Annotated in this window: 21 protein-coding genes; 13 read left to right on the forward strand and 8 right to left on the reverse strand. The window is 48.2% G+C overall.

The window, feature by feature from the left end; translation table 11 throughout:
* Positions 1-609: suppressor of fused domain protein (locus tag GC178_12435; GenBank protein ID MBI1288371.1), on the forward strand; the 609-nt coding region annotated here is incomplete at its 5' end.
* Between the two features lie 120 nt (positions 610-729).
* Complete coding sequence (locus tag GC178_12440) at positions 730-1092, forward strand: hypothetical protein (protein ID MBI1288372.1); 363 nt, start codon at positions 730-732, stop codon at positions 1090-1092.
* Positions 1093-1159: 67 nt separating this feature from the next.
* Here GC178_12440 and GC178_12445 read toward each other — a convergent pair whose 3' ends face one another.
* The 5 genes from GC178_12445 to GC178_12465 all read right to left on the reverse strand — a co-directional run bounded on the left by GC178_12445 (position 1160) and on the right by GC178_12465 (position 9228).
* Positions 1160-1921 (reverse strand): UDP-2,3-diacylglucosamine diphosphatase, encoded by a 762-nt coding sequence (locus GC178_12445; protein ID MBI1288373.1) that lies wholly within the window; start codon positions 1919-1921, stop codon positions 1160-1162.
* A gap of 124 nt (positions 1922-2045) precedes the next feature.
* Positions 2046-5201, reverse strand: coding sequence for a hypothetical protein (locus tag GC178_12450; protein ID MBI1288374.1), 3156 nt, complete (start codon positions 5199-5201; stop codon positions 2046-2048).
* A 123-nt stretch (positions 5202-5324) separates the two neighbouring features.
* Positions 5325-6467 carry a redoxin domain-containing protein gene (locus GC178_12455; GenBank protein ID MBI1288375.1) on the reverse strand — a complete coding sequence of 381 codons (1143 nt, stop codon included), beginning with the start codon at positions 6465-6467 and terminating at the stop codon, positions 5325-5327.
* A 193-nt stretch (positions 6468-6660) separates the two neighbouring features.
* A complete protein-coding gene (gene gatB, locus GC178_12460) occupies positions 6661-8115 on the reverse strand; it encodes an Asp-tRNA(Asn)/Glu-tRNA(Gln) amidotransferase subunit GatB (protein MBI1288376.1) in 1455 nt (484 codons plus the stop codon).
* A 159-nt stretch (positions 8116-8274) separates the two neighbouring features.
* Positions 8275-9228 carry an acetyl-CoA carboxylase carboxyltransferase subunit alpha gene (locus GC178_12465; protein ID MBI1288377.1) on the reverse strand — a complete coding sequence of 318 codons (954 nt, stop codon included), beginning with the start codon at positions 9226-9228 and terminating at the stop codon, positions 8275-8277.
* A 122-nt stretch (positions 9229-9350) separates the two neighbouring features.
* Between GC178_12465 and GC178_12470 the strand changes: the two genes are divergently transcribed.
* The 3 genes from GC178_12470 to GC178_12480 all read left to right on the forward strand — a co-directional run bounded on the left by GC178_12470 (position 9351) and on the right by GC178_12480 (position 12005).
* On the forward strand, positions 9351-10169 hold the full coding sequence (locus GC178_12470; GenBank protein ID MBI1288378.1) for a 4-(cytidine 5'-diphospho)-2-C-methyl-D-erythritol kinase: 819 nt from the start codon (positions 9351-9353) through the stop codon (positions 10167-10169).
* 68 nt (positions 10170-10237) lie between these two features.
* Positions 10238-11323, forward strand: coding sequence for a type IX secretion system protein PorQ (gene porQ / locus GC178_12475; protein MBI1288379.1), 1086 nt, complete (start codon positions 10238-10240; stop codon positions 11321-11323).
* Complete coding sequence (locus tag GC178_12480; GenBank protein MBI1288380.1) at positions 11313-12005, forward strand: (d)CMP kinase; 693 nt, start codon at positions 11313-11315, stop codon at positions 12003-12005. Before porQ ends, GC178_12480 begins: the two co-directional genes overlap by 11 nt.
* A 547-nt stretch (positions 12006-12552) precedes the next feature.
* On the opposite strand, the gene GC178_12485 is transcribed toward GC178_12480, so the two are convergent.
* From GC178_12485 to GC178_12495, 3 genes are all read right to left on the reverse strand, one after another.
* Positions 12553-12810: a Txe/YoeB family addiction module toxin gene (locus tag GC178_12485; GenBank protein ID MBI1288381.1), complete on the reverse strand. Its 258-nt coding sequence runs from the start codon at positions 12808-12810 to the stop codon at positions 12553-12555.
* A complete protein-coding gene (locus GC178_12490) occupies positions 12807-13061 on the reverse strand; it encodes a type II toxin-antitoxin system prevent-host-death family antitoxin (GenBank protein ID MBI1288382.1) in 255 nt (84 codons plus the stop codon). The genes GC178_12485 and GC178_12490 overlap by 4 nt, the downstream gene beginning before the upstream one ends.
* 106 nt (positions 13062-13167) lie before the next feature.
* Complete coding sequence (locus GC178_12495; GenBank protein ID MBI1288383.1) at positions 13168-14397, reverse strand: 4-hydroxy-3-methylbut-2-enyl diphosphate reductase; 1230 nt, start codon at positions 14395-14397, stop codon at positions 13168-13170.
* A 329-nt stretch (positions 14398-14726) separates the two neighbouring features.
* Between GC178_12495 and GC178_12500 the strand changes: the two genes are divergently transcribed.
* The 8 genes from GC178_12500 (at position 14727) to GC178_12535 (ending at position 24597) form a co-directional block, all read left to right on the forward strand.
* On the forward strand, positions 14727-16769 hold the full coding sequence (locus GC178_12500) for a 30S ribosomal protein S1 (protein MBI1288384.1): 2043 nt from the start codon (positions 14727-14729) through the stop codon (positions 16767-16769).
* Positions 16770-16852: 83 nt separating this feature from the next.
* Positions 16853-17398 carry a bifunctional pyr operon transcriptional regulator/uracil phosphoribosyltransferase PyrR gene (gene pyrR / locus GC178_12505; protein ID MBI1288385.1) on the forward strand — a complete coding sequence of 182 codons (546 nt, stop codon included), beginning with the start codon at positions 16853-16855 and terminating at the stop codon, positions 17396-17398.
* Complete coding sequence (locus GC178_12510) at positions 17395-18321, forward strand: aspartate carbamoyltransferase catalytic subunit (GenBank protein ID MBI1288386.1); 927 nt, start codon at positions 17395-17397, stop codon at positions 18319-18321. Before pyrR ends, GC178_12510 begins: the two co-directional genes overlap by 4 nt.
* An 80-nt stretch (positions 18322-18401) precedes the next feature.
* A complete protein-coding gene (locus tag GC178_12515; protein ID MBI1288387.1) occupies positions 18402-18779 on the forward strand; it encodes an anti-sigma factor antagonist in 378 nt (125 codons plus the stop codon).
* Between the two features lie 42 nt (positions 18780-18821).
* Positions 18822-19736, forward strand: a complete 915-nt coding sequence (locus GC178_12520; GenBank protein ID MBI1288388.1) for a T9SS type A sorting domain-containing protein — start codon at positions 18822-18824, stop codon at positions 19734-19736.
* A 139-nt stretch (positions 19737-19875) separates the two neighbouring features.
* Entirely contained in the window at positions 19876-21018 is a 1143-nt protein-coding gene (locus GC178_12525) for a DUF4856 domain-containing protein (GenBank protein MBI1288389.1), read from the forward strand.
* Between the two features lie 3 nt (positions 21019-21021).
* Positions 21022-22137: a hypothetical protein gene (locus GC178_12530; protein MBI1288390.1), complete on the forward strand. Its 1116-nt coding sequence runs from the start codon at positions 21022-21024 to the stop codon at positions 22135-22137.
* A 15-nt stretch (positions 22138-22152) separates the two neighbouring features.
* A complete protein-coding gene (locus tag GC178_12535) occupies positions 22153-24597 on the forward strand; it encodes a TonB-dependent receptor plug domain-containing protein (protein ID MBI1288391.1) in 2445 nt (814 codons plus the stop codon).
* The last annotated feature ends 18 nt before the right edge of the window (positions 24598-24615 follow it).

Genomic DNA, 24615 nt, shown 5'->3' on the forward strand with positions numbered 1-24615 from the left:
GAAAAACATGTGGGAAAGATCCATAGTGTGTTCCATGAGTTGGTGTCAGAACACGTTCATATTGATGTCCATTGGGTGAAACCCACCGAGGAACGGCCTTTCCACACGTTGGTCACTTCGGGCATGAGCGACAGACCAATGAACACCCCCGAGGAATTGGAGGGCTGCGATTTTGCCGAACTCAGCATCTGCCTGCCAGCCGATTGGAAAATATCGGAAGACGATTTCAAGGATGACAGGAACTATTGGCCCGTGCGCTGGCTGAAGATGTTGGCGCGGTTCCCACACCAATATAATACGTGGTTGGGTTATGGGCATACAATCCCCAACGGAGACCCGGCCGGGCCTTTTGCGCCCAACACCAAACTGAACACCATGGTGCTGTTGCCGTCCATCGTCTTCGGCCTAGAATTCCACACACTCAAACTGGAGAACAGGTCCATTGATTTCTATACGCTCATCCCGCTCTATGACGAGGAGGTGAAGGTGAAGATGAACAAAGGCGTGGAGGCCCTTTTCGATGGCTTCGACAAGTTCGGTGTGTCCGACATCCTTCAGTTGGACCGACCCAACACCGCCAAAAGAAAGAAGCTGTTCGGGTTGTTCTGATGAAACAGACATGGACAGAAATTGAAGCATATCCCGTCCCTTCTTTTGTTTTTTATTCTTGTTGGTTGCGCCACGCCCCGATATACCAGGAGTTACTATTATCCTCCTGCAACATTTTCATTGAACAGAAGCGAATACAACCGATTGATCGTGAATCGAAAGTCGCGGTCTTACCTGAAGCACCAAGGCGGCTGCATCGCCATAGGGCAAATAGCCGTTGTGTTGAATACGTTGGATAATGGTTGGATCAGCGGATTTGCGCTGGATAGGGCAAATAAGGAATCACTTCTGTTTGCCACGGTGAAGGTCTATCGGGAAGGGGATTCAAAACCCTTGGAAATCCTTACTGACCTTGATGGTCAGTTCAAATTCGCACAGGCTTCTACCACAGACAGCCTCGTGGTGGAATACCTCGGATACCAGACCTTTCGAGTGAATCTTCAAAGTTTGAAGGAACAGCTTTCGCAGCCCAACGCTGAGTGAAGCCTAGGCTATTTGCTAATTGGCCAATAAGCCAATCTGCTAATTAACTGGTCAACGAATTAACTGATCAACTGACTCCCCGCACAACCAACTCCTCGCCATCCCAAACGGCAAAGTGCGGGTCTTTGAACCATGCGCCAAGGTTGATGTAGCGGCTGTTGTCGCCCACCACGCGGTCCAACACCAAATGGCGATGTCCGAAGATGAAGTAATCGTAATGCTCTTTCTGAAGCACGCTTTTGCAGTATTGCAGCAGCCATTCGTTGTCATCTCCATGGTATTTCTCGTCCGATTCCATGTTTGATTCGCGGCTGCGGCCGCTCCAGAAATTGGCCAATCGAATTCCTATGTCCGGGTGCAACCATTTGAACAGCCAGATGCACACCGGGTTGGCAAATACCTTCTTGATAAACTTATAGCCGTGATCGCCCGGGCCCAGCCCATCGCCATGGCCAATGAAGAACTTCTTGCCGTTCCATTCGCGGGTCGTGGGCTGGCGGTGCATCTTCACGCCCAGTTCCTCCTCAAAGTAGTTGAACATCCACATGTCGTGGTTGCCCGTAAATACATGCACGGGAATGCCTCGGTCGCACAGCTCCGCAATTTTGGCCTGAAACCGCACAAACCCCTTCGGCACTACCGAGCGGTACTCATACCAGAAATCGAAGAGGTCGCCCAAGAGGTACACCTCTTTGGCATCGGCCGAGATGCGATCCAGCCAATCCACCAGCAGTTTCTCGCGCTCGCGGCTCTTTTCCTTGGTGGGTACGCCCAAGTGGAAATCGGATGCGAAGTAGATCTTGGTTCTTTCGGCCACGGATCGGATTATTTCACAAAGAACGCAATGAGGTGCAAAGTTTCACAAAGGGGTTATTACAGAGAGGGACTTTGAGAAGGGGAGATGCACAGAGAATGGCATTCGTCATATTCGTGGTGATTCGCAATTCGTAACCTCAATTGAGCAATTGTTGCAGACGCTGCTGCGGTTTCAGTTCATTGAGGTTAAATGTAAAACGAATCTGCTGTCCGTAATTGGATGTGTTCAAGTTCACGTCATTCCGAACATCCCGCGAGTAGAGGAACGGGAAATGGACCTCCAGCACATCGCGGACGATGATGACGCTTGCCCCGAACTCGGCCAGGAACAATTGCGAACCGGGGAATGCCGAACTGGCGTTGGCGTAGGTTCCCACGCTTGCAAAAAGTTCAATTGGCACCTTTCGGTAGATGGTGGAACTGAGGTTGAGCGCAATGATCCAATCATTTGTCTGCCCCACCTTGAACTGACTTTTGAATCCGCCATCGGCCTCCATCATCTGCTGGTCGAGGAAACCGTTGTTCAGCTTTCGCCCGATGAAGGTGCCTTCGTAGAGGTAATCCTGGTATTCGCGGAAGGAGCTCATGCGGAAATTGAACGCGGGCGTGGAGGATTTCATGATGAACTTGCCGAAGAAGAGCCGCGCACGGAACCCGTAACCCTTGCGGAATTTGAAGCGGTAAATGGCCTCAATGCTGAACTTGGCCTCGTTGTTCAGCCATTGCAGGTCGGCCGTCAGTTCTCCGATGTGTGGGGCAAATGCCTGCTTGAAATGGTAGGTGAGCTGCGGAATGTGGCGGATCACCTTGCCCTTTTCGGTGATGTACATGGTATTGCGCAGGCGGATGCTCTGCGTGCGGTTGCTGCGCCTGTGGTGCGGCAGGAAATCGAATTTCAGTTCGGGCCGTAGAATGTTGCGCGGCAGCTGCGGACTGTACACATCCGAAGGGTTGTAGTAAGGCGAGATGCGTCCCACGTTGAAGCGTTGACCCGAAATGGCGAGCGTCACATTCGGGTAATGCTGCCGCTGATGGAACGTGTAAGCAATGCGTCCCGAACCCGTGATGGTCTTGGAACGGAATGCCCACATGGGCATGAGCATGTACGAGAGTTTGTTCTTGGGCATGATGTCGTTGTACGCGGCAAAACCGAGCATGAGGCCATCGTACGTGTTCCAGCCCAAGGTGGGGGCCAAGGCGAACTGGGTGCGTTTCGGATTCTCGTAATACGCCACAAAGCGAGGTTGCAGGGGTTCGGTCATGCGGAAGATGCCGTTCACCCGCGCTTGGTTGTTCTTGCGGTTGATGTCGGGAATGACCTGCTCGGCATCCAAGATCACCTCATCGCAATCCTCGCAGTTCACTTCTATCCACCCCGACTTTTCGATGCCCTTGAACCATTGCGTTGCGAGGGTGTCTTTCCCGCGCATGGTGGTAATGGGGAACGGCCCCGCAATGCTGCCAACGTTGTTGATCTTCAGTTTCAGACGGCCATCTTCCTTTTTGATGCGGCTGATGGAATAATCCATCTTCTTCTCATCGCGGATCACATCATCGAAGAACCACGTGAGCGAATCGCCCAGCACTTCGTGCGAAATGGCTTCAAAGTCAGCAGGCTGCGGATGTTTGAACTGCCACCGCTGGAAGTAGGTATGCATCAGGTCATTGATGCGGTCCTCGCCCAGATATTGCATCAGGTAATTGAACGCGATGGCCGTTTTCATATACACGATGGTGCCGTAGTTGATGCTGGTGTAATCGTTGGACGGCAATTCAATGGGTTGATCCGTGTTACTGCGTGCCGAAACCGTGTACGCCTGCATGCCTATCTGGTCATGCTTCATGTTGTAAACGCCCAGCAGTTTCATCCCAAAGTCGATGAGTTTGCGGCCACCGTAAACATCTCTCAGCATCAGATTCGGATACTTGCGCTGCATGTATCGCGTCTCAATGAAGGAGTTGAGCCCTTCGTCCATCCACGGATGGTCGCGTTCGTTGCTGCCCAGCATACCATAGAACCAGTTGTGACCGATCTCGTGCATGATCACATCTTCCAGCGAAGTGGCATTACCACTCTCACCGATAATGGTCACGTTCGGGTATTCCATGCCGCCACCTTCCGAAAGCACACCGTCCACAGCCGTGACGTGATTGTACGCGTAATCGCCCACCCACAGCGAATAATAGTAGGTGGCATCATTCAGGTATTCGATGGAGTTCTTCCAAAGGTCGGCCTCGTTGTTGGTGAACATGGCCCATGTGGTCACCTTTCGGCCTGAACCGGGCAGAGCGACCTCTCCTTTCAGCACGTGGTAACGCTTGTCGGCAAACCACGCGAAGTCGTGCACTTTCTCCTGATGATAATGCACCGTTTTGGTGTTGGTGGAAGATGCTGGGAACGAAAGATCACGCTGATTGAACTCGGTGATGGCTTCGGTTTCCTTCACTTTTCCGTCCAGCCACGCAAGTTCATTTTCTCCATTCACAAGGTCGCCCGTGGCACCCACCACGTAATTCTCAGGCAGCGTGATGTGCACATCGAAGGTGCCATATTCCGAGTAGAACTCACCTTGACCGAGGTACGGCATCTGGTGCCAACCATCCTTATCGAACACTGCGGGTTTCGGGTACCATTGCGTGATCTGGTATGCCTGTCCCAAATGGCCGAGGCGGGAGAAGATCCCCTTCGGAATTTTGACATGGAACGGAGTGGTGATGGTAATCCGTTCTCCGTGTTGCAGTGGTTTGTCCAGAAATAGCCTTCCAATATCTTCATTCGTTTGGTCGACCTCAAACCGCGCCTTCTCGCCATCCACTTGGAAATCGAGACTGTCGATCCAGCCACGGTCGCGGTAATGCGCGAAGTAGAGCGATAAGTCGCCATCCTGCCGCATCTGTTTGGAAAGAGCCGTGTGGCCATCCTTGTACGCATTGGGCCAAATGTGGAACCAGATGAACGTGAGCGGAGTGGGGGAGTTGTTCACGTATTCGATGGACTCCGAAGCATGCAGTTCATGCTGCTCATCATCCAACGAAACGTGTATCTCGTAGTTGACCTCCTGCTGCCAGTAATCCTGCGCTGAAAGAGCAGTAGGAAAAATGAGAGATAATATAAGGCTGATACGAATTACGAATCGAATGTGAATATGCGAATATGCTGATCCGTCTTTATGCGTATCAACATGAAATGGCCACAACTTGTCCCGACCATTCGGGAGAAACACAGAGGAACACAGATGTGGCACAGAGATATTCATTTCATTCTGTGAAATCCTCTGTGAAAATCTGTGCATCTGTGGCTGAAAAATGTCTTTTCAAAAGTTGCTTACACAAGCAGGATATCATTTGAAAGAATTGCAAAATTCATATTCGCAATTCGTCATATTCGTACCGCGTAGCGGAATTAGTAATTCTTATCAGCCGAAGATCTCAGCAAGTTTCTGCTCCAACTCATCACCACGCAATCCTTTGGCAATGATGATTCCGTTCTCATCCAACAGATAGGTCATCGGAATGCCTTCAAGGCTGTACGCGGGGATGAAACTCGATTGCCAGTATTTCAGTTCGCTGCCGTGCTTCCACGTCAGGCCGTCCTGTTTGATGGCTTCTACCCACTTGTCGTGGTCTTGGTCCAAAGAAACCCCGAAGATCTCGAAGCCTTTGCTCTTATACTTGTTGTAAATGCGAACCACGTTCGGGTTTTCCATGCGGCACGGTTTGCACCATGATGCCCAGAAATCGATCATGGTCACTTTCCCTCTGAAATCGGAAAGTTTGACGGTCTCGCCTTCGGGTGTTTTGAGTACCATTTCGGGAGCTTCTGCACCAACGCCTGTCCGTGCCTGTGCCTGCTGCCGCGCTTTCAGTTCCACCAGTTGCTTTTGGAATGATTTCACGTAATCTGAGTTCGGATAAGCCTTGCCCAGGTTTTCAGCCACTTTATCAAACAGTTCCGAGTTCTCATCAAACCGTACTGATTGCACCGCGGAAAGCGACACCAGCGAGGTCGGATTCTGTTCGATGAAATCCTTAACGAAAGCGGTCTTTTTGGTCTGTGCTTCCTTGAAAAATTCATCAATAGACTGCGTGATGGAATCCAACCGTGGATGTCCCTGCGCCTGATATTGCATGAACACTTTGCGCAGGCTGTCCGTCATCTCATAGTCTCTGCGAAGGCGTTTGTCCAGCGCGCGCAGTTTCAGCGAACCATCGGAACCGGACAGGTCATAACTCTTGTAGAAATCGAGTGCGTTACCGCTCACTTCGGCCTTTTCGCCCTTATCGAGCAGAAGGATGACGAAGTTGTTCTGATTCACACTCAAACGGTAAAATGCAGGCTCCGTGATTTCTCCCGTGCTGAGTTTGAAATCACCGTTCGAACCGACCTCGACCGAATCGACAGGAATCACGTCTGTTGAGGTCATACGTTCCAGTTTCACCATTTCTCCTTCGCCATTGGTCAGGTTGCCTTTCACCACCGCATCATTCTGATTGCAAGCAGCCAAAAACAGCATTCCTGCAATCGCCATCATCCAATTTTTCATCTTATTCGTTTTCATTTCACAAAGGAACAATTACGGTTTTATTGCACCGAGAATATTTGAGTGACAGAGATACACAGAGGAACTCTCTGTCTTTGGCATCTCCCCAAAGCGGAGAGTTCTTTGCGTTCTTGGCAAAACCTCTGCGTCTTTGCTGCTGATCATACCGAACCTGTCAACTTTGTAAACGCTATCTCTTTGTAAACTCAACCTAACCCTCAAGTTTTTGCCGAACCAGTTGGTTTGCCAGTTTCGGGTCGGCCTTGCCCTTGCTCAGTTTCATCACTTCACCCATGAAAAGGCCGAGCACGCCTTTTTTTCCTCCGCGGTATTCTTCCACTTTATCAGGATAGGCCGCCAAAGCCGCATTCACCCATTCTTCTAACTGGCCTGAATCGCTCTCTTGGATAAGGTCGAGTTCTTTGGCAATGTCCAACGGTTCTTTGCCGGCATTCTGGCACAACGCAGGGAAAATTTTCTGGGCAGCGGCCGAATGGCTCACCTTTCCATCATCGATCAAGGCAATGAGTTTGGCCATGGTTTCCGGTTTCACCGGGAAATCTTCCATGTGAATGGCAAACTCGTTCACGTACGATTTGATGTCGCCCGTCACCCAGTTCGAAGCGGCCTTGTAATTCTTGGTGTGCGAAGTGAGTTCGTTGAAGTATAAGGCAACGGGTTTGCTGTCTGTCAACACGCCCGCATCATATTCGTTCAGTCCGAACTCCGTTGTAAACTTCTCATGAAGTTCATTCGGCAGTGCTGGCATGGTTGCGTGAACCTGATCGATCCATTCCTTGCTAACGATGATCGGTTGTAGGTCTGGCTCAGGGAAATAACGATAGTCGTTCGCCTGTTCCTTGCTTCGCATAACGAACGTGCTTCCGTTGGCAGCATCGAAACTGCGCGTATCCTGACTGATAACACCACCAGCTTCCACCTCTTTTATCTGTCGTTTGATCTCAAAACGGATGGCGCGCTGCACATTCCGAAGCGAGTTCATGTTCTTCACTTCCACACGGTTTCCGAACTTCTCAGCACCCTTCAGCATTACCGAAATGTTGGCATCGCAACGCATGGAGCCTTCTTCCATGTTGCCATCGCATATCTCAAGGTAACGCAGCAGTTTGCGCACTTCGGCCAAATAAGCATAGGCCTCTTCCGCGCTGCGGATGTCCGGTTCGGAAACGATCTCCAAAAGCGGAACGCCTGCACGGTTAAGGTCAACCAACGTGTCGTAAGGATCTACATCATGCATGCTTTTTCCAGCATCTTCCTCCATGTGGATGCGCTGAATGCGGATGTCCTTCGTTTCACCGTTCTCCAGTTTGATCGTGATCTTGCCACCATTGCAAATAGGCGTGGTGTCCTGCGTGATCTGGTAGCCTTTCGGAAGGTCAGCATAGAAGTAGTTCTTCCGTGCATATTCGTTCCGTTCGCGAATCTCGCAACCGCAGGCCAAACCAAGCTTGATGGCGTAATCGATCACCGATCGGTTCACCATTGGCAGCGTACCCGGATGGCCGAGCGTTACCACACTTACGTTGCTGTTGGGCATGCCACCGAATTCGGTGCTGTCGCTGCTGTACGCCTTGCTTTGGGTCAGCAACTGGGCGTGTACCTCAAGACCGATTACGGCCTGGTATTTTTCAATTAATTCGTTCATCCTTTCCATGATAAATCCCCCGACCGTGAAAGTTCCACAAGCTCCACTTTCAGGTCACCCCCTTTCAAAGGGGGAAGGAGCTCATTCCTCCTTAAAAAGGAGGTGCCGAGGAACGAGGCGGAGGATTTTTTTAATGCCTGTCCGATTTTCAATCGCAGATCACTCATTGAAAACGCCCATTTGGCTGTACTTGTCAATTCGTTTTTGGATGCGTTCATCCGCATCCATGTTGTGCAAACGCGTGAGGTGTTTCTTGATCTCCTTTTTCACGTTTGCGAAGGTCGTTTCGTAATCTCGGTGCGCTCCTCCCAACGGTTCGGGAATGATGGCATCGATGATTTTTTGATCCAACAGGTCTGGCGCGGTCAGTTTCAATGCTGCCGCAGCCTGTTCTTTCTGGTCGCGTGTCCTCCATAGAATGGTCGAACAACTCTCAGGCGAAATGACCGAATACCACGTGTTCTCCAACATGAAAACCTTGTCGCCAACGCCAATTCCGATAGCACCACCCGAAGCTCCTTCACCGATGACCACACAGATGATCGGAACACGCAATTGCATCATTTCGATGATGTTGCGGGCAATGGCTTCGGCCTGTCCGCGCTCTTCCGCTTCAATTCCTGGGAAAGCTCCAGGAGTGTCAATGAACGTGATGATCGGCTTGTTGAACTTCTCCGCCAACTTCATCAATCTCAACGCTTTGCGATACCCTTCAGGATTGGCCATGCCGAAATTGCGGTACTGGCGCATTTTGGTATTGATGCCTTTCTGCTGACCGATAAGCATCACCGATTTTCCATCAATGCTACCGAAACCGCCCACCATCGCCTTGTCGTCCTTCACATTGCGGTCGCCATGCAACTCCACAAAAGTTCCTTCAGTAAGCGCGTTTATGTAAGCAAGGGTGTAAGGTCGTTTTGGGTGGCGCGAAACCTGTACTCGTTGCCAAGGCGTCAGTTGACTGTAGATATCCTGCGTGCGTTTGGCAATGTTCGCCTCCAGTTCTTCAATGCTCTTGGAAACATCCGTCTTTCCCTTTGCCTGAATGGCGCGGGTCTTTTCCAGCTGTTCTTCCAACTCCTGAATGTCACTTTCAAAATCGAGAAAGTCCATGGCTGTACGTTTAGCCCGCGAAGATAGGCGACTTCTGTTGGTAGTTCAAAGCCATGCGAAATCTGCAAACGGAATTGCCTGATTCTCCTATTCTGTAATGACCTAATCAATACATTCGCCCCGTGATCGGTTACCCCAACGCGAAGATCAACCTTGGGTTGAATGTGGTTCGGAAACGCTCTGATGGTTTTCACGACATCGAAAGCGTTTTCTATCCAATTCCTTGGTACGATATTCTGGAAATTGTTCCGGAATCGAAAGGAAGTGGAAGAGTGACCTTCACCTCTTCCGGAATTGATATTCCATCCGATGGCAAGCCGAATCTGTGCGAACGGGTTTACCAACTGATGCATGACGAATTCGACCTGTTTTCGGTGAAAATGCATTTGCACAAGATCGTGCCGATAGGTGCCGGATTGGGCGGTGGAAGTGCCGATGCGGCCTTTGCGGCTGCGATGCTGAATGATATGTTCGATCTGGGACTTTCCGAAGAAAGACTGGAAGCCATCGTTTCGCAGGTCGGGAGTGATTGCCCTTTTTTCATCCGAAACAAACCTGCGTACGTGACGGGCAGGGGAGAAGTGCTCGAACCGTTCGATCTTGACCTTTCGGGATATTGGATCATACTGGTGAATCCCAATATTCACATCGGAACAAAGGAAGCATACGCGGGAATCACGCCTTCCGAGCCAGAATTCTCATTGAAAGAACTGCTTTCGAAAGATGTTTCGGAATGGAAGAATGGTGTGAAGAATGATTTCGAAGCTTCTATTTTTCCCAATCATCCGGCAATTGAAAAACTGAAAGAACAGCTTTATGCTTTGGGGGCCGATTACGCTTCCATGACCGGAAGTGGTTCCACCGTCTTCGGACTTTTTGAAAAGCAACCGAGCGATGTGAAGTTCTCGTACGGTTATTCGGTAAAAATCGCACAGTTGTGAGGAATTGGGCAATAAGTCCAAACCCTGACCGTTACCGCAGCCGTGAATTATCCGTTTATTTGCCTTTGATGCGAGCCATACTTTCTCTCTGTCTCATTATCTCATTGTCTCTTCCGTCTTTCGCCCAGTTGGGCGGAAGTGCCACGTACAGTTTTCTGAACATGACCGCTTCTGCCCGTAATGCGGCCATGGGCGGTAAGCAGATCGCCATCAAGGACGGAGACCTTGACATGCTGTACATGAACCCGTCCATTCTGGACAGCTCCATGAACAACTATCTCGCTACGGATTTTACCAATTACTACGCGGGCATCAACTACGGTTATCTCGGTTACGCACGCACCTTCGATAAGATCGGCAATATGGCCTTTGGCGTGATGTACGCCAACTATGGCGATTTCACGCGGGCAGATGTGAACGGAACGGTGCAAGGGAGTTTCTCGGCCAATGAGACGATGATGCACGCCACCTACGCGCGCGGTTTCGGTAAGTTCTTCTCAGCTGGGGCGCACGTCAAATTGATCTATTCGCAATTGGCGGATTACAACAGTTTCGGCATGGCGGCCGATCTGGCGGCCACGTTCCATCACCCGAAAAACTGGACGGTGAGTTTGGTGGCGCGCAACCTGGGTTCGCAGATCAAACCTTACGTTTCAGGTCAGTACGAGCCACTTCCGCTCAGTCTCGATCTGGGTATCAGCCACAAACTGAAATACATTCCGCTACGACTTTCCATGACCGTTGTCGATTTACAGAAACCAGACCTTTCGTACCATGACCCGACCAATTCGCCACCAGCGGTGGATCCCTTGACAGGGGAGGCCATCGTGCAGAAAAAGAACGTGGGTGATGCCATTATGCGGCATTTCATTTTTAGTACGGAATTGACCATTGCAAGAAGGATCTTCCTGCGTGCAGGCTACAATTACGGAAGGCGACAGGAGTTCAAAGTTTCCAGCAAACCGGGAACGGTCGGTTTCTCGTGGGGGATCGGCATTAAGGTCAATCGGTTTACCATTTCGTACAGCCGCGCCACCTACCATTTGGCGGGAGGAACCAACCAGATCTCCATTTCCACCAATTTGGGCAAGCACATTCCGATGCCGAAAAGGGTGAAGAAGGACAAACCGAAAAAGGAGAAAAGTGAAGGGTAGAATAACCATCGCGATAGATGGTTACTCGTCATGCGGCAAGAGCACCCTTGCCAAGCAACTCGCATCCAAGCTCAATTACACCTATGTAGATAGTGGTGCCATGTACCGCGCCATTACACTTTTCGCCATTGAAAACGGGTTGGCAAGCAAGGAGCATGTTGAAGTACAAGGTTTGATCGCGCAACTTGATAATATTGAAGTTGATCTGCAGTACAATCCCGAAACACAGGCGGTCACTACCTTCCTGAACGGGAAGAACGTGGAAGAGGAGATACGCACCATGCGTGTTTCGGAAGTGGTGAGCCACGTGAGCGTGATTAAGGAAGTGCGCGCCAAGCTGCGTTCCATGCAGCAGGAATTGGGCAAGCGCGGAGGAGTGGTAATGGATGGCCGCGATATTGGGACAGCCGTATTCCCGCATGCTGAATTGAAGATCTTTATGACGGCTTCGCCCGAAGTTCGCGCCCAGCGCAGATTCGATGAACTGAAAGCCAAAGGCAAAGACGTCTCATTGGAAGAGGTGCGTCATAACCTCGTTTCACGCGATCAGGAAGACACTTCCCGCAAGGAAAACCCGCTTATTCAAGCAGAAGATGCCGTGGTACTTGATAATTCTGTTCTAACGCCAGACCAGCAATTGGAAATGGCTTTGGGGTGGGTGAATCAGAAGGTGGTTGGTTGAAAAAACTAAACTGAAAACCAATGATTTAATATATAGTGTCGTGAATAACCTTACTCACAGGCATCTTTATCAGTAACTTTATTGGGACGTTTTACAGCATCTCTTACACTTTTAAAAACTTCAATTAGTTCTTTGGTAAATCGATGTGTAGAACTACTTTAGCCATCGGATGAAATGAAGAAAGGGATGCGGTAACATCCCTTTCCAACCAGTCGAGAACCTCTCTAAGTATTGCTTATGAGGCAACCTTCAAAAGGTAAGGCTCTATTTCATCCTCTCTGGTTTTTGCCCTGGGAGGCACTATCAACAAAAGGCACTCACTAGAGTGCTTTTTTGTTTCTGATGTAAATGTACCGTGAACATTTAGCGAAAAAAAATGAAAGTGGTATTGACTTTGTGAAACTTTTGGTGCAATATATGAGCCCTCCGTAACTTATGTTCAGGCACCGTATTTGTATTCAATACCTACACGATTTCCAACTCCCCAATCACAACCTCAATCTCACGACTTTCATTGAAGTAAGAAAGCACCTTCTGTAGCGCGCGGTCAATCATAATGAAACCGACATTTCACAATCCAGATTTCATCATCCACCACACGGTAAATGATGCGGTGTTCACCGTCAATCCTCCGAGACCAATAACCACGGTATTTGTGTTTGAGCGGTTCAGGTTTACCGATGCCATCGTAAGGTGATCTGGAAATATCTTTGATAAGCGCGTTAATGCGTTTGAGCATCTTCTTATCCGTCTGTTGCCAGTACAGATAATCCTCCCAAGACTCATCCACGAAACAGAGTTTCATTCTTCTATCAGGTCTTTGGAGAAGCCTTCACCCTTTTGGAATTTGCTGATGGCGCTATCGAGCCGTTCTTCGTTTTTCTTAGAAGAAAGTTCGTGCTGTGTGGCCTGCAACGAATTGTATTCTTCCAATGAGATCACAACCACACCCGCATCTTTTCCGCGATTGATGATCAGCGTCTCAAAATCCTTCGTCACCTTGTTTAGGTAATTCTTAATGTCCTTTCGGAAGTCGGAAATGTTCGTGGTCAACATGAGTACGTGATTTTGTACAAAAATACGTACAAATCTAAAGTCGTCAACTTTCAAAAAGTTGACGACTTTGCGTTCTTCGCGAAATCTCTGCGTCTTTGCGGTTAAGCTAAACCGTCTTCAATTCATCCATCACCTTCCCAATTTCCTTACTGTCCATAAAGAAGGAAAGCACCTTCTGAAGTACGCGGTCAACAACCGCATCGGGGCAACTTGCACCGCTGGTCAGAGCAATTTTCAGCGGTCGGTTGGTTTTGGGTAGGAAGTTTTCGGTGTGTTCTATTGTTCCTTCGTGGAAATTGAAATGCTCCACGCTGAAGTCTTCCTTAATATCGTTTTCTGAACTGATATAATAGGTTGGGAATTTCTCTTCAAGCAGTTCAACCAAATGCGATGTGTTGGAACTGTTGTAACCGCCCACAACGATGGCCAGGTCGGCATCGGTTTCCATCAGTCCAAGCGTGGATGACTGGTTGTCGTTGGTGGCGTAGCAGAGCGTGTCACGCGTGTCTGCGAAATGCTCCTTGTATTCCACTTCACCGAATTTCTCCACCATCACATTTTTAAGGTGGTCTGCAATGGCCTGTGTTTCGGTGGCCAACATGGTCGTTTGGTTCACCACACCAATGCGGTCGAAATCGGTTTTCGGGTCAAAATCTGCGGAAGCACGTTCACGGAAAAGGCTTTCGAACTCATCCAAACCTCGTTTCCCAAGAATGATCTCGCCAAGGGTCTGCGCCTCGTTCATATCCTTAATAACCAACGAAGGCGCATTCTGATAACTGTGTGAGAAGGTAGCGCGGGTTTCCTCGTGCTTCTGCTTTCCGTGAATGATCACGGTGAAATCATCCTCGCCCAGTTTGGCCGAACGTTTCCAAACTTTCTCCACAAACGGACAGGTCGTATTGTACAGTTCGGGCTGGATGTTTTTCTCTTTCAGTAGATTTTCAATTTCCACCGTGGTGCCAAAAGCGGGCGTAATGACAATATCATCGGAAGAAATCTCATCCCAGGGAATGAGTTGATTCCCATAAGTATCCATAATGAACTGGATGCCGTGACCTTGCAGGTCGTCATTCACCGCAGGGTTGTGGATCATTTGACTTAGAAGAAAGATACGTTTGCCTGGGTTTTCGCTCAGCGCGCGATAGGAGATCTCAATGGCATTTTCCACACCATAACAGAAACCGAAATGCCGCGCGATGTAGAATTGCACAGGGCCGAAATCCAAAACGGTAGGAGTGAAGTCCTGCTTGCGCGGGTCCTTGTTCTTGCGCATTTCCTTCAGTGGCCCAATTATGGGACTTCGGTAAAACTCAGGTATGTCGAATTTTTTCATCTGCGGCAGCGAAGTTACTCATTGCCTGTAGCAATGGTGAATAATGAGAAAAGGATGAAATGAAAAACGAACGTGAACATCTTTTAGCCACAGATACACGGATTTTCACAGATTGCTCAGATCGGTTGATTATGAAATCTGTGTTCAACTGAGAATCTGTTGCTTTTACATGCGGTCACATTTTCCTTTTTCGTTTTGCCGTTTTATCCTTGAAAAGGAAACACTATCTTTGCGCGCCCAAAACTGGGAGGCTCTCCCCGAACAAGAGCTTTAGAAAAACAATCTCTCGGCATTATCGGGAACGCTGAGATACAAATCTTGCCCATCTAATGGCAGAATCAAAAAAAGAGGCAACTGAAGAGAAAAAAGTTGCTGTAGAAGGCGAAGTAGCTGAAAAGCCAAAAGCCAAGAAAACCACCAAAAAAGCAGCCGATAAGTCTGAGAAGCCAGCTGCGAAAAAAGCAACCAAGAAGTCCGAAGACGAAGCAGCAGCCGTAGAAGCTCCTGCTACTGAAGAAGCTGCGCCAGCAGTTGAGGCCAAAGAAGAAGTTGCTGAGGTAAAAGCAGAAAAGAAAGCAGAACCACGCAAACCAATGGAGCGTCCAGCCGATTTCGATTGGAGTGCCATCGGCAAAAAAGATGTGGTTTACGCTGAGAAGGAAAGAAAGGCGTTGGAGGAGATGTACGACTCAACCATCACTTCTTTCAACTCGCATGATGTTGTTGACGGAAAGATCATCGATAAGACGAAGAAGGACTTCATCGTTACCATCGGTGGTAAATCAGAAGGAGCGGTTCCAGTGAGCGAAACACGCTACAATCCTGAATTTGAAGTTGGCGACACCATTGAGGTGTATATTGAAAAAGTAGAAGATAAAGAAGGCCAGTTGGTGCTTTCTCACAAGAAGGCGCGCGCGCTTCGTTCTTGGGAGCGTGTTAACGAAGCTCTTGAGAAAGATGAGGTTATCCGCGGTCTTATCAAGTGCAGAACAAAAGGTGGTCTTATTGCCGATGTATTCGGAATTGAGGCGTTCCTTCCTGGTTCTCAGATCGATGTGAAGCCTATCCGCGACTACGATATCTACGTTGGTAAAACAATGGAGTTCAAGGTCGTTAAGATCAATAACGAGTACAAGAACGTGGTCGTTTCGCACAAGGCGCTTATCCAAGAAGAGCTTGAGTCTCAGAAGAAAGAGATCATCGGTAAATTGGAGAAAGGACAGATCCTTGAAGGAACCGTTAAGAACATCACTTCTTATGGTGTATTCGTGGATCTTGGAGGTGTTGACGGACTTATCCACATCACAGATCTTTCTTGGGGACGTATCAACCATCCAGAAGAGATCGTTGAGTTGGATCAGAAGATCAACGTGGTTATCCTTGACTTCGATGATGACAAGAAGCGAATTGCACTTGGTCTGAAGCAATTGAGCCAACATCCTTGGGATGCAATGACACAAGAGGTGAACGTTGGAGACAAGGTGAAAGGAAAAGTGGTTGTAGTTGCCGATTACGGTGCGTTCGTTGAGGTCGCTCCAGGAGTTGAAGGACTGCTTCACGTTTCTGAAATGAGCTGGTCACAGCACTTGAGAAGCGCTTCTGACTTCTTGAAAGTTGGAGACGAGGTAGAATGTGTAGTGCTTACCTTGGATAAGGAGGACAGAAAGATGTCGTTGGGTATGAAGCAGTTGATGCCAGACCCATGGGCAGACATCATGACCAAATATCCAGTTGGATCGCAGCATACAGCCAAGGTTCGCAGCTTCACCAACTTCGGAATCTTCGTTGAGCTGGAAGAAGGAGTTGATGGACTTGTTCACATCTCAGACCTTTCTTGGAACAAGAAGATCAAGCATCCATCGGAGTTCACCAGCATTGATGCCGACCTTGAAGTAAAAGTGTTGGAGATCGATGCCGAGAACAGAAGACTGAGCTTGGGTCACAAACAACTGGAAGAGAATCCTTGGGACGTATTCGAAACGGTATTCACCATCGATAGCGTACATCAGGGAACTGTTACCGGTTCGAACGACAAAGGCGCAACTGTTGCACTTCCTTACGGAGTGGAAGGTTTCTGCCCTAAGCGTCACATGAAGAAAGAAGATGGTTCCGATCTGAAAAATGACGAGACCGCAGATTTCAAAGTGATCGAGTTCAACAAGGACAGTAGAAGAATTCTTGTCTCTCACGCAAAAGTTCATTCTGATGAAGCTTATGCTGCTCAGGCGGATGAGAAAGAGAAGACAAAATCTTCAACCAGCCGTGGCGTGAAGAAAGTTCAGCAAAGTCAAGAAAAGACCACACTTGGTGATCTTGATGCACTTGCGGATCTGAAATCTCAGATGGAAGAATCTGAGAAGAAAAAGAAGTAATTCTGAAAAATTGAGAAAGCCCCCGAATTTCGGGGGCTTTTTTTTACCCATTAGGCAACTATCTTTGCCACCGTTAAATGAGCATCGGGTCGCGAATAATCCTTGACAGTAAGCAGCTCAATCTTTCCATTGAAAGAATCTGCTATCAGCTCATTGAAAATCACAACGATTTTTCAAACACAGTTTTGGTCGGTCTGCAACCGCGAGGTGTATTCGTGGCGCAGCGCATTCACAGACTGCTGGAAAAAATGGTCGGAAGATCGATTCAGATCGGTTCGCTGGACATCACGTTCAATAGAGACGACCATCGCAGACGCGACATTCCGCTCATTCCATCCAAAACCAAAATGGATTTTCTGGTGGAAGGCAAAAAGGTCATCATGATCGATGATGTCCTTTTTACAGGCAGAACGATCCGCGCAGGAATGGATGCGCTGATGGCGTTCGGCAGGCCATCGGTCATTGAGTTGGTGGTGTTGGTGGATCGAAGATTCAGCCGTCAACTTCCTATTGAGCCGAACTATGTGGGCGCTCGAATTGATACGATCGTCTCTGAAAGAGTGGAGGTCGCACTCACCGAAGGAGGCGGAAATGATACAGTAAAACTCTATTCACCAGAAACAGAATGAACGGATTATCGGTAAAGCATCTTCTTGGCATCAAGTACATCACCAAAGAGGATATTGAACTGATATTTCAGACGGCTGATGAATTCAAAGAGGTCATCAACCGACCTATAAAGAAGGTTCCTTCGCTACGCGACATTACCATTGCCAACCTCTTCTTCGAGAATTCCACCAGAACCAAACTCTCGTTCGAATTGGCCGAAAAGCGCCTTTCGGCTGATGTTATCAATTTTTCTGCATCAGGTTCATCCGTAAAGAAAGGAGAAACGCTGCTTGATACGGTGAACAACATCTTGGCCATGAAAGTGGACATGGTCGTTATGCGACATCCATTGCCTGGGGCAGGACAGTTTCTCTCGAAGAACATAGATGCAGTGATTGTCAATGCCGGTGATGGCACGCACGAACACCCCACGCAAGGACTGTTGGATGCATTTTCCATTCGTGAACGCTACGGTGAAGTGGTTGGAAAGAAAGTGGTGATTGTAGGTGATATTCTGCATTCAAGGGTGGCGCTTTCGAACATTTTCGCGCTGCAAAAACTGGGGGCAGAAGTAAAGGTCTGTGGTCCGGCAACACTTATTCCGAAGTACATCGAATCGCTTGGCGTGAAGTACGAACCAAATCTTATTAAAGCACTCGAATGGTGCGATGTGGCAAATATGCTCCGTATTCAGATGGAGCGGTTGGACGTGAAGTATTTCCCATCGTTGCGAGAATACACGCTTCAGTATGGTCTGAACAAACAGATTTTGGATAAACTCGACAAAGAGATAACGATCATGCATCCTGGGCCAATTAACAGAGGCGTGGAGGTGACATCCGATGTGGCAGACAGCGATCAGGCCATCATTTTAGATCAGGTTGAGAATGGTGTGGCCGTCAGGATGGCGGTTCTTTATCTTCTTGCAGGAAAAATAGAGTAGGAGTTTTGCGTAGGGAATTGAATTTGGTATTACCTTTCGCCATCGAATTTTTGGTAATTTCGCAACAAAGCCAAGGCTAAATGAATTTCGAAATAGATAAGAAGGACAATTACGCAGTTGTTAAGGTGAAGGCTGAAAAACTGGACAGTCAGATTTCGCCATCGCTTAAATCGGAGTTGGTTGTTCTGAATGCAGATGAGTTCAGTAACATCATTATCGACCTTACTGAAACACGCTATTGTGACAGTTCTGGTTTGAGCGCCATCTTGGTGGCCAACCGTCTTTGCAAGAACTCTGGCGGAACATTCGTACTGTGTGGTCTTCAGCGCTCGGTTTCTAAATTGATCTCTATTTCACAATTGGATACCATCCTGAATATCACACCGACCTTCGAAGAGGCTGTGGATTTTCTTGCATTGGAATCCATCGAAAAGGGTCTTGGTTCAGAAGAATCTTAATTTTGTAAAACTTAATCTCAAATAATCACCTTAAAAACAATCATGAAAAAAGCTCTATTATTTTTAGTTATGGGAGCATTGGCAACTGGCACGGCCAGCGCTCAGTGTTCTTTTGATTCTCAGTACGCTGGTGCTTCCGGTAATTTCTTCCCAGACAGCACAACATTTCTGGCCAACAATTACGCTACCATTAACATGGCGTACGATGCAACAATCAGCATGAAGACGATCAGCGATACCCTCGTTACCGCTGGTGGTTTTACAGTAACTGCTTACATTGATGCATTCAAGATCTATCAGATCAATGGGGCTCCTGCAGGGTTCAACTTTACGGGTGGAGGCGATACGTACGAGACAGCCGATCCACGAACTGATTTTAACGACCCTTCTGACTCAACGTGGTGGAACAATTACGGAACTCCGAACAATGCCACTACACTCTCTCCGGTACAAGGGTGTTTTCAAATTACGGCTGATGCCGCTTCGGTTACTGCTGCAGCTCCTGTCGTTGGTTACACTGATTATCCGGTTGTAGTTTTGGTTGATGCACGTGTTGCAGCTACAAATCCTGATGTAAGCGGTTTCCTTTTGGCCAATGGTACTTGGTTGTCTGAGACATCACTTGCCGATCCGCTACCAGTAGACAACTATGTACTTCGTGTTTATGGTCCAACTGGGGTGTCAGAATTGTTGAATGGAAATGTATTTGACGTAGCTCAATCATATCCTAACCCAGCAACAGATCACGCAATGATCTCTTTCACAACTCCAACTCCAAGCAACGTTGAAATTCGCGTTTACAACATGTTGGGAGCATTGGTTCACAAGGATAACGTTCTTTCTAAGAAAGGAGTTAACGACTACAAGCTGAGAACAGATCAAATGGCTTCTGGTCTTTACATCTATACTGTTTCTAACAACGGTAAGACCATCACTAAGAAGATGAACGTAAGATAATTCTGAGTTTCTCAGAATAGAAGAAAGGCTCCGAATTTCGGGGCCTTTTTTTATACCCTCAATATGGTATTGCTCTCAGGAAAGGTCAGGTATAGATTTGTGCCGTTATTTAAAATCAATCTAAATAAAAACTTCCATCATGCCCAGACTATCCAACCGCATCCTATTCGTAATAAGTATTTCTATTTCATCTTTTATTCTGAACTCTTGCAACTCAGATAATGGTTCGGACCTTGACGTTCCGTCTATCTACAACTTTACCCGCAATGGTAGCTCAACGGTAGACTATTCAGGTCAGACCGAAAGACTCGATATGCTGGAACTGATGGGTACGTATATGAAGTCTGCGAATGCGGTCGGCTCAGCTCCACTGGATGCGAACAAATTGAAAGACATGTTTGCCAATCAGAATGACGCGTTCACGGGGCAAACGTTTGCTAAAGACCTAAGGTCCAAGTGTTTTCAGAATGACGTGGCCATGTTTGAGTCTTTTATGGATGAACTTGCAATTGCAAGTCAAGCAAGCGGAACGGCATACAGCGGAACGGCCGGAGTATTGGTGGATGGAAGTGCAGATTCGACCATCGGTTACCGCGTAAATGCCAATGGAATAGAGCTCAGACAGGTCATTATCAAAGGACTGATGGGAGCCGTATTCTATTATCAGGCAATGGAAGTATATCTTTCTGCGGATGGAATGGGAGTGGTCGGTAATGAAGATGTGGAAAATGGTGAGAATTACACACAAATGGAACACTATTTTGACGAGGCATTCGGTTATTTTGGAGTGCCCACAGATTTCCCGGACTTAGCTACCGTTGATGACGCACGATTTTGGGGTGAGTACTGCAACAAGACCAATGGTGGGCTATATTCTGGAATGAATGATGAAGTTGCCGATGCTTTCCGAACAGCCCGTGCTGCCATTACTGCACGAGATTATGAAATACGGGATCAGGCCATTCAGAAGATTCAGGATAAATGGGCCATTATTGCCGCAGCAAGTGCTGTAGATTACTTGAGCGAGGGGTTGTCAACTTCAGGTACACCGAACTACAAACGTCATCATGAGATGAGTGAAGGGATCGGTTTCTTGCTGGCGCTCAAATATCATTTTGCTGGAGGCAATTCTAAATATCCACCGAATTACACTTATTCGCATATTGAAGACGCGTTGGCCATTGTCGGACCGAATACGAATCTTTACAACCTTACCGATCAGCAGATAGAGACGGCCATTGAGCATATTAGAATGGCTTTTCCAAGCGGTGAAATCCAATAATCGATGAAGAAACTATTGCTTGCAATTTCTGGAGTATTGTTTTTTGCCAGTTGCGACACATCGCCAAATCTGAGCAATTGCGATTTTGATGAGACCGGCATGCTGACCAATTATGCCGACAACATTATCATTCCACGTTTTTCCGATCTTGATGTGAGCTTAACGTTGCTTCATTCACAGGCGCAGCAGTTTGCAGCAACGCCTACATCTGGATTGCTGAATGAGGTCAGGATCTATTTCGGTGCTGCTTATGGTCAATATCAGGAATGCAGCATGTTTGCTTTCGGGCCTGGACTGATCTCCGGTGTGCCTTTCAGTCAGCGGTTCAATACATTCCCGACCAATGCTTCGCAGATTGAAACCAACGTTCAGAATGGGGCAGAAGTAAGTGCCAGTCCGAACGCAAATGTGGGCTTTCCGGCATTGGATTACCTGTTGTTCGGCCCGGAGGGATCTTCAGATTCTGATATTCTTGCGTTGTTCACGACAGATGCAAATGCTCAGAACAGACTTGATTATCTGGTGGGATTGACATCAGAACTGAGTTCGACCGCATCATCCATAATTACTGCTTGGGATGCTTCGGGAGCAAATTACCGACAGACATTCATCAATAACACGGGAACGGCAACGGGTTCTTCCATTTCATTGGTGGTAAACGATCTGAACCACGATTTTGAGACATTGAAGAATTTCAAGTTCAAAATTCCGCTTGGAAAGTTCAATGGCGGAATTGTCTTGCCCGAACAGGTGGAAGCGTACTACGCTGGTGGTTCTGCCCAATTGGCAAAGCGGCAGGCCGAAGCGTTCCAGAAACTCTACGCTGGAATTGGGGCAGACCAAGCAGATGGCCTTGGTCTGGACGACTACATGGACTGCTTGGAGGCCAAGAGTACAACCACAGGTGAAGCCTTGAACCCTGAAATTCTCACTCAGTTCAGTAACATCATCTCGGCCATTGACGCCATTCCCGACCCGATGTCGGAAACCTTGGTCAGTAACCAACAGGTGGTTGATAATGCTCACACACAGTTGCAGCAGATGGTACCGAAGATCAAGTATGATCTTACCACCGCCTTGGGCGTACAGATCAATTACCAGGATAATGACGGTGATTAGCGAAAGCGGAATTTGATGTCATTTCCTCGTACTGCCATTTTTTGGCTGTTCCTTCTTTTCTGCATTCCGAGTGCATTTGCGCAGATCACCATCAAAGGTGTGGTGCGCGATGAGGCGGAAGAACCGCTTTTTGGAGTGGTTGTGCATGTGGAAGGCGTGCCAGACAATTTCTCTACGGATGAAAAAGGGCGCTATAGACTGGACGGCCTTACGCCTGGGCTAAAGAAGATCACCTATTTCCAGCAGGGATACAAAAAGGAGGAAAGAACGATCGACCCCAAGAACGGGACACACATTCTGGATGTGATCCTGAAGCCACTTTCAAAGGACCTGAACACGGTTACGGTAACGGATAAGCGTGAAGACAATGGTGTGATGACCACGCTACGTGCAGTAGATGGAATGGCCATTTATGCGGGAAGAAAGACCGAGGTTATTCAGTTGGATAAGGTCACGGCCAATTTGGCATCGAACCGTGCGCGGCAGGTTTTTTCGCAGGTTACGGGGCTCAACATTTGGGAATCGGACTGTGGCGGTATACAGATCGGAGTAGGAGGTAGAGGCTTGAGTCCGAGTCGAACCGAGAACTTCAATACGCGCCAGAATGGTTATGATATTGCTGCAGATGCGCTTGGCTATCCTGAAAGTTACTACTCGCCACCGATGCTTGCGGTGAAAAAGATCGAAGTGGTGCGCGGTGCGGCCTCGCTGCAATATGGCCCGCAGTTCGGTGGGATGCTCAATTTTGTGATGAAAGAAGGCCCCGACAGTGCCAAGATTCAAGCTGAGGCGGTTCAGTCGGTCGGTTCGTATGGCTTTTACAATACGTACACGTCTTTGGGAGGAACCATTGGACGATTCAATTATTACACGTCATTCCAATACCGCTTGGGCAAATGTTGGCGTTGCAATTCTGAATTTGACAGTTACAACGCTTACGCTGCGCTGAAGTACACTTCGAAAAAAGGAACTACCATAAAAGCCGAATACACGCGTATGTGGTATTTGGCGCGTCAGGCAGGAGGGCTCACAGATGCACAGTTCGCACAGGATCCGCGAGCTTCCTACCGCGATAGAAACTGGTTTCGCGTAAAATGGAATGTGATGGCACTTTCCATTCGACATGAGTTCTCTTCGGCCACAAAAGTGGATGTGCGCCTGTTCGGATTGATGGCCATCCGCGAAGCGCTGGGATTCCTGAGCCCACCGAATGTGAGTGATCCCATCAATAATCCTGGAGTGTCCGACATTGATAAGTATCGGAATCTTATCCATGGCGATTTCAATAATGTGGGTGGAGAGTTTCGATTTCTACAGCGTTATCACATCAAAAATCAACCGCAGACATTTCTGACAGGCGTACGGGTTTACAAAGGATTCACCAAGAGCAGACAAGGAGCAGCAGATTCCACCTACGGACCCGTTTTCGAGTATGTGGATGTGGTGGCGAATCAGTCAGCATCCAGTCATCCCAGTGGGAATGTGGCGTGGTTTGCTGAGAATGTGTTCAACCTTCGCAAGAATCTGAGCATCACGCCAGGCGTTCGAATTGAGTACATTGATACGAAAACGGTCGGTTCTTCGCATACGGTTTATCGCGATCAGGCAGACAATGTGATCTTGGACAGCTTGAAAACGGGCGAATCGAGACGGAAGCGTTGGTTTCCGCTTTTCGGTATCGGGGTGAGTTACAAGCCGCTGAAAGGAATCGAACTCTACGCCAATTTCTCACAGAATTACAAATCCATCAACTTCAATGACCTGTGGGTTGCCAATCCCAGTTACAAGACCGATCCGAACATGAAGGACGAGACAGGCTACAATGCCGACCTTGGGATCAGAGGGCGTATTCGGAACGCATTTCAATATGAAGTGACAGGATTTATGATGATGTACAACGACCGCATCGGGTATGTGCAACAGGTGGATCCGCTGCTTTACAGCGTTTACAGGCTGCGCACCAACGTGGCCAATGCACGGAGCGTGGGCGTGGAAAGCTACCTGCGGTGGAGCACCATTCAAACATTCCGTCCAAACTCAGATTGGAAACTGGATGTCTTCTCCAACATCACCTGGCTCAGCGCCAAGTACATCGCATCCGAAGAAAGTGCCTTCCGAAACAAGCGCGTGGAACTGACACCTGCATTGCTCATCCGAACTGGATTGGATTTCGGCTATAAGGATTTTCGCATGTCGTATCTGTTCTCGTACACCGATAAGCAGTTTACCGATGCCACCAATTCCATCAGTACAGGCAATTCTGTCAATGGCCTTGTACCATCTTATTATGTGATGGATCTGAACTTTGCTTACAAGTATTGGAAGCTCACATTCAACGCTGGTATTGAGAACCTGACCAACAACTGGTACTTCACAAGAAGAGCGGTCGGATATCCCGGACCAGGCATCATTCCGTCATCGGGTCGCACCTTCTATATTACCATTGCAATAAAGGTTTAAGAGTGATCGGATTTTTGT

The organism is Flavobacteriales bacterium (assembly GCA_016124845.1).
Taxonomy (GTDB): Bacteria; Bacteroidota; Bacteroidia; order UBA10329; family UBA10329; genus UBA10329.

Bases quoted from the DNA above. Each gene is read 5' to 3' on its own strand.
- GC178_12450 (MBI1288374.1), bottom strand. From the start codon at position 5,201: ATGCACAGATTTTCACAGAGGATTTCACAGAATGAAATGAATATCTCT.
- GC178_12455 (MBI1288375.1), bottom strand. From the start codon at position 6,467: ATGAAAACGAATAAGATGAAAAATTGGATGATGGCGATTGCAGGAATG.
- gatB (MBI1288376.1), bottom strand. From the start codon at position 8,115: ATGAACGAATTAATTGAAAAATACCAGGCCGTAATCGGTCTTGAGGTA.
- GC178_12465 (MBI1288377.1), bottom strand. From the start codon at position 9,228: ATGGACTTTCTCGATTTTGAAAGTGACATTCAGGAGTTGGAAGAACAG.
- porQ (MBI1288379.1), top strand. From the start codon at position 10,238: ATGCGAGCCATACTTTCTCTCTGTCTCATTATCTCATTGTCTCTTCCG.
- GC178_12485 (MBI1288381.1), bottom strand. From the start codon at position 12,810: ATGAAACTCTGTTTCGTGGATGAGTCTTGGGAGGATTATCTGTACTGG.
- GC178_12490 (MBI1288382.1), bottom strand. From the start codon at position 13,061: ATGTTGACCACGAACATTTCCGACTTCCGAAAGGACATTAAGAATTAC.
- GC178_12495 (MBI1288383.1), bottom strand. From the start codon at position 14,397: ATGAAAAAATTCGACATACCTGAGTTTTACCGAAGTCCCATAATTGGG.
- GC178_12500 (MBI1288384.1), top strand. From the start codon at position 14,727: ATGGCAGAATCAAAAAAAGAGGCAACTGAAGAGAAAAAAGTTGCTGTA.
- GC178_12510 (MBI1288386.1), top strand. From the start codon at position 17,395: ATGAACGGATTATCGGTAAAGCATCTTCTTGGCATCAAGTACATCACC.
- GC178_12515 (MBI1288387.1), top strand. From the start codon at position 18,402: ATGAATTTCGAAATAGATAAGAAGGACAATTACGCAGTTGTTAAGGTG.
- GC178_12520 (MBI1288388.1), top strand. From the start codon at position 18,822: ATGAAAAAAGCTCTATTATTTTTAGTTATGGGAGCATTGGCAACTGGC.
- GC178_12525 (MBI1288389.1), top strand. From the start codon at position 19,876: ATGCCCAGACTATCCAACCGCATCCTATTCGTAATAAGTATTTCTATT.
- GC178_12530 (MBI1288390.1), top strand. From the start codon at position 21,022: ATGAAGAAACTATTGCTTGCAATTTCTGGAGTATTGTTTTTTGCCAGT.
- GC178_12535 (MBI1288391.1), top strand. From the start codon at position 22,153: ATGTCATTTCCTCGTACTGCCATTTTTTGGCTGTTCCTTCTTTTCTGC.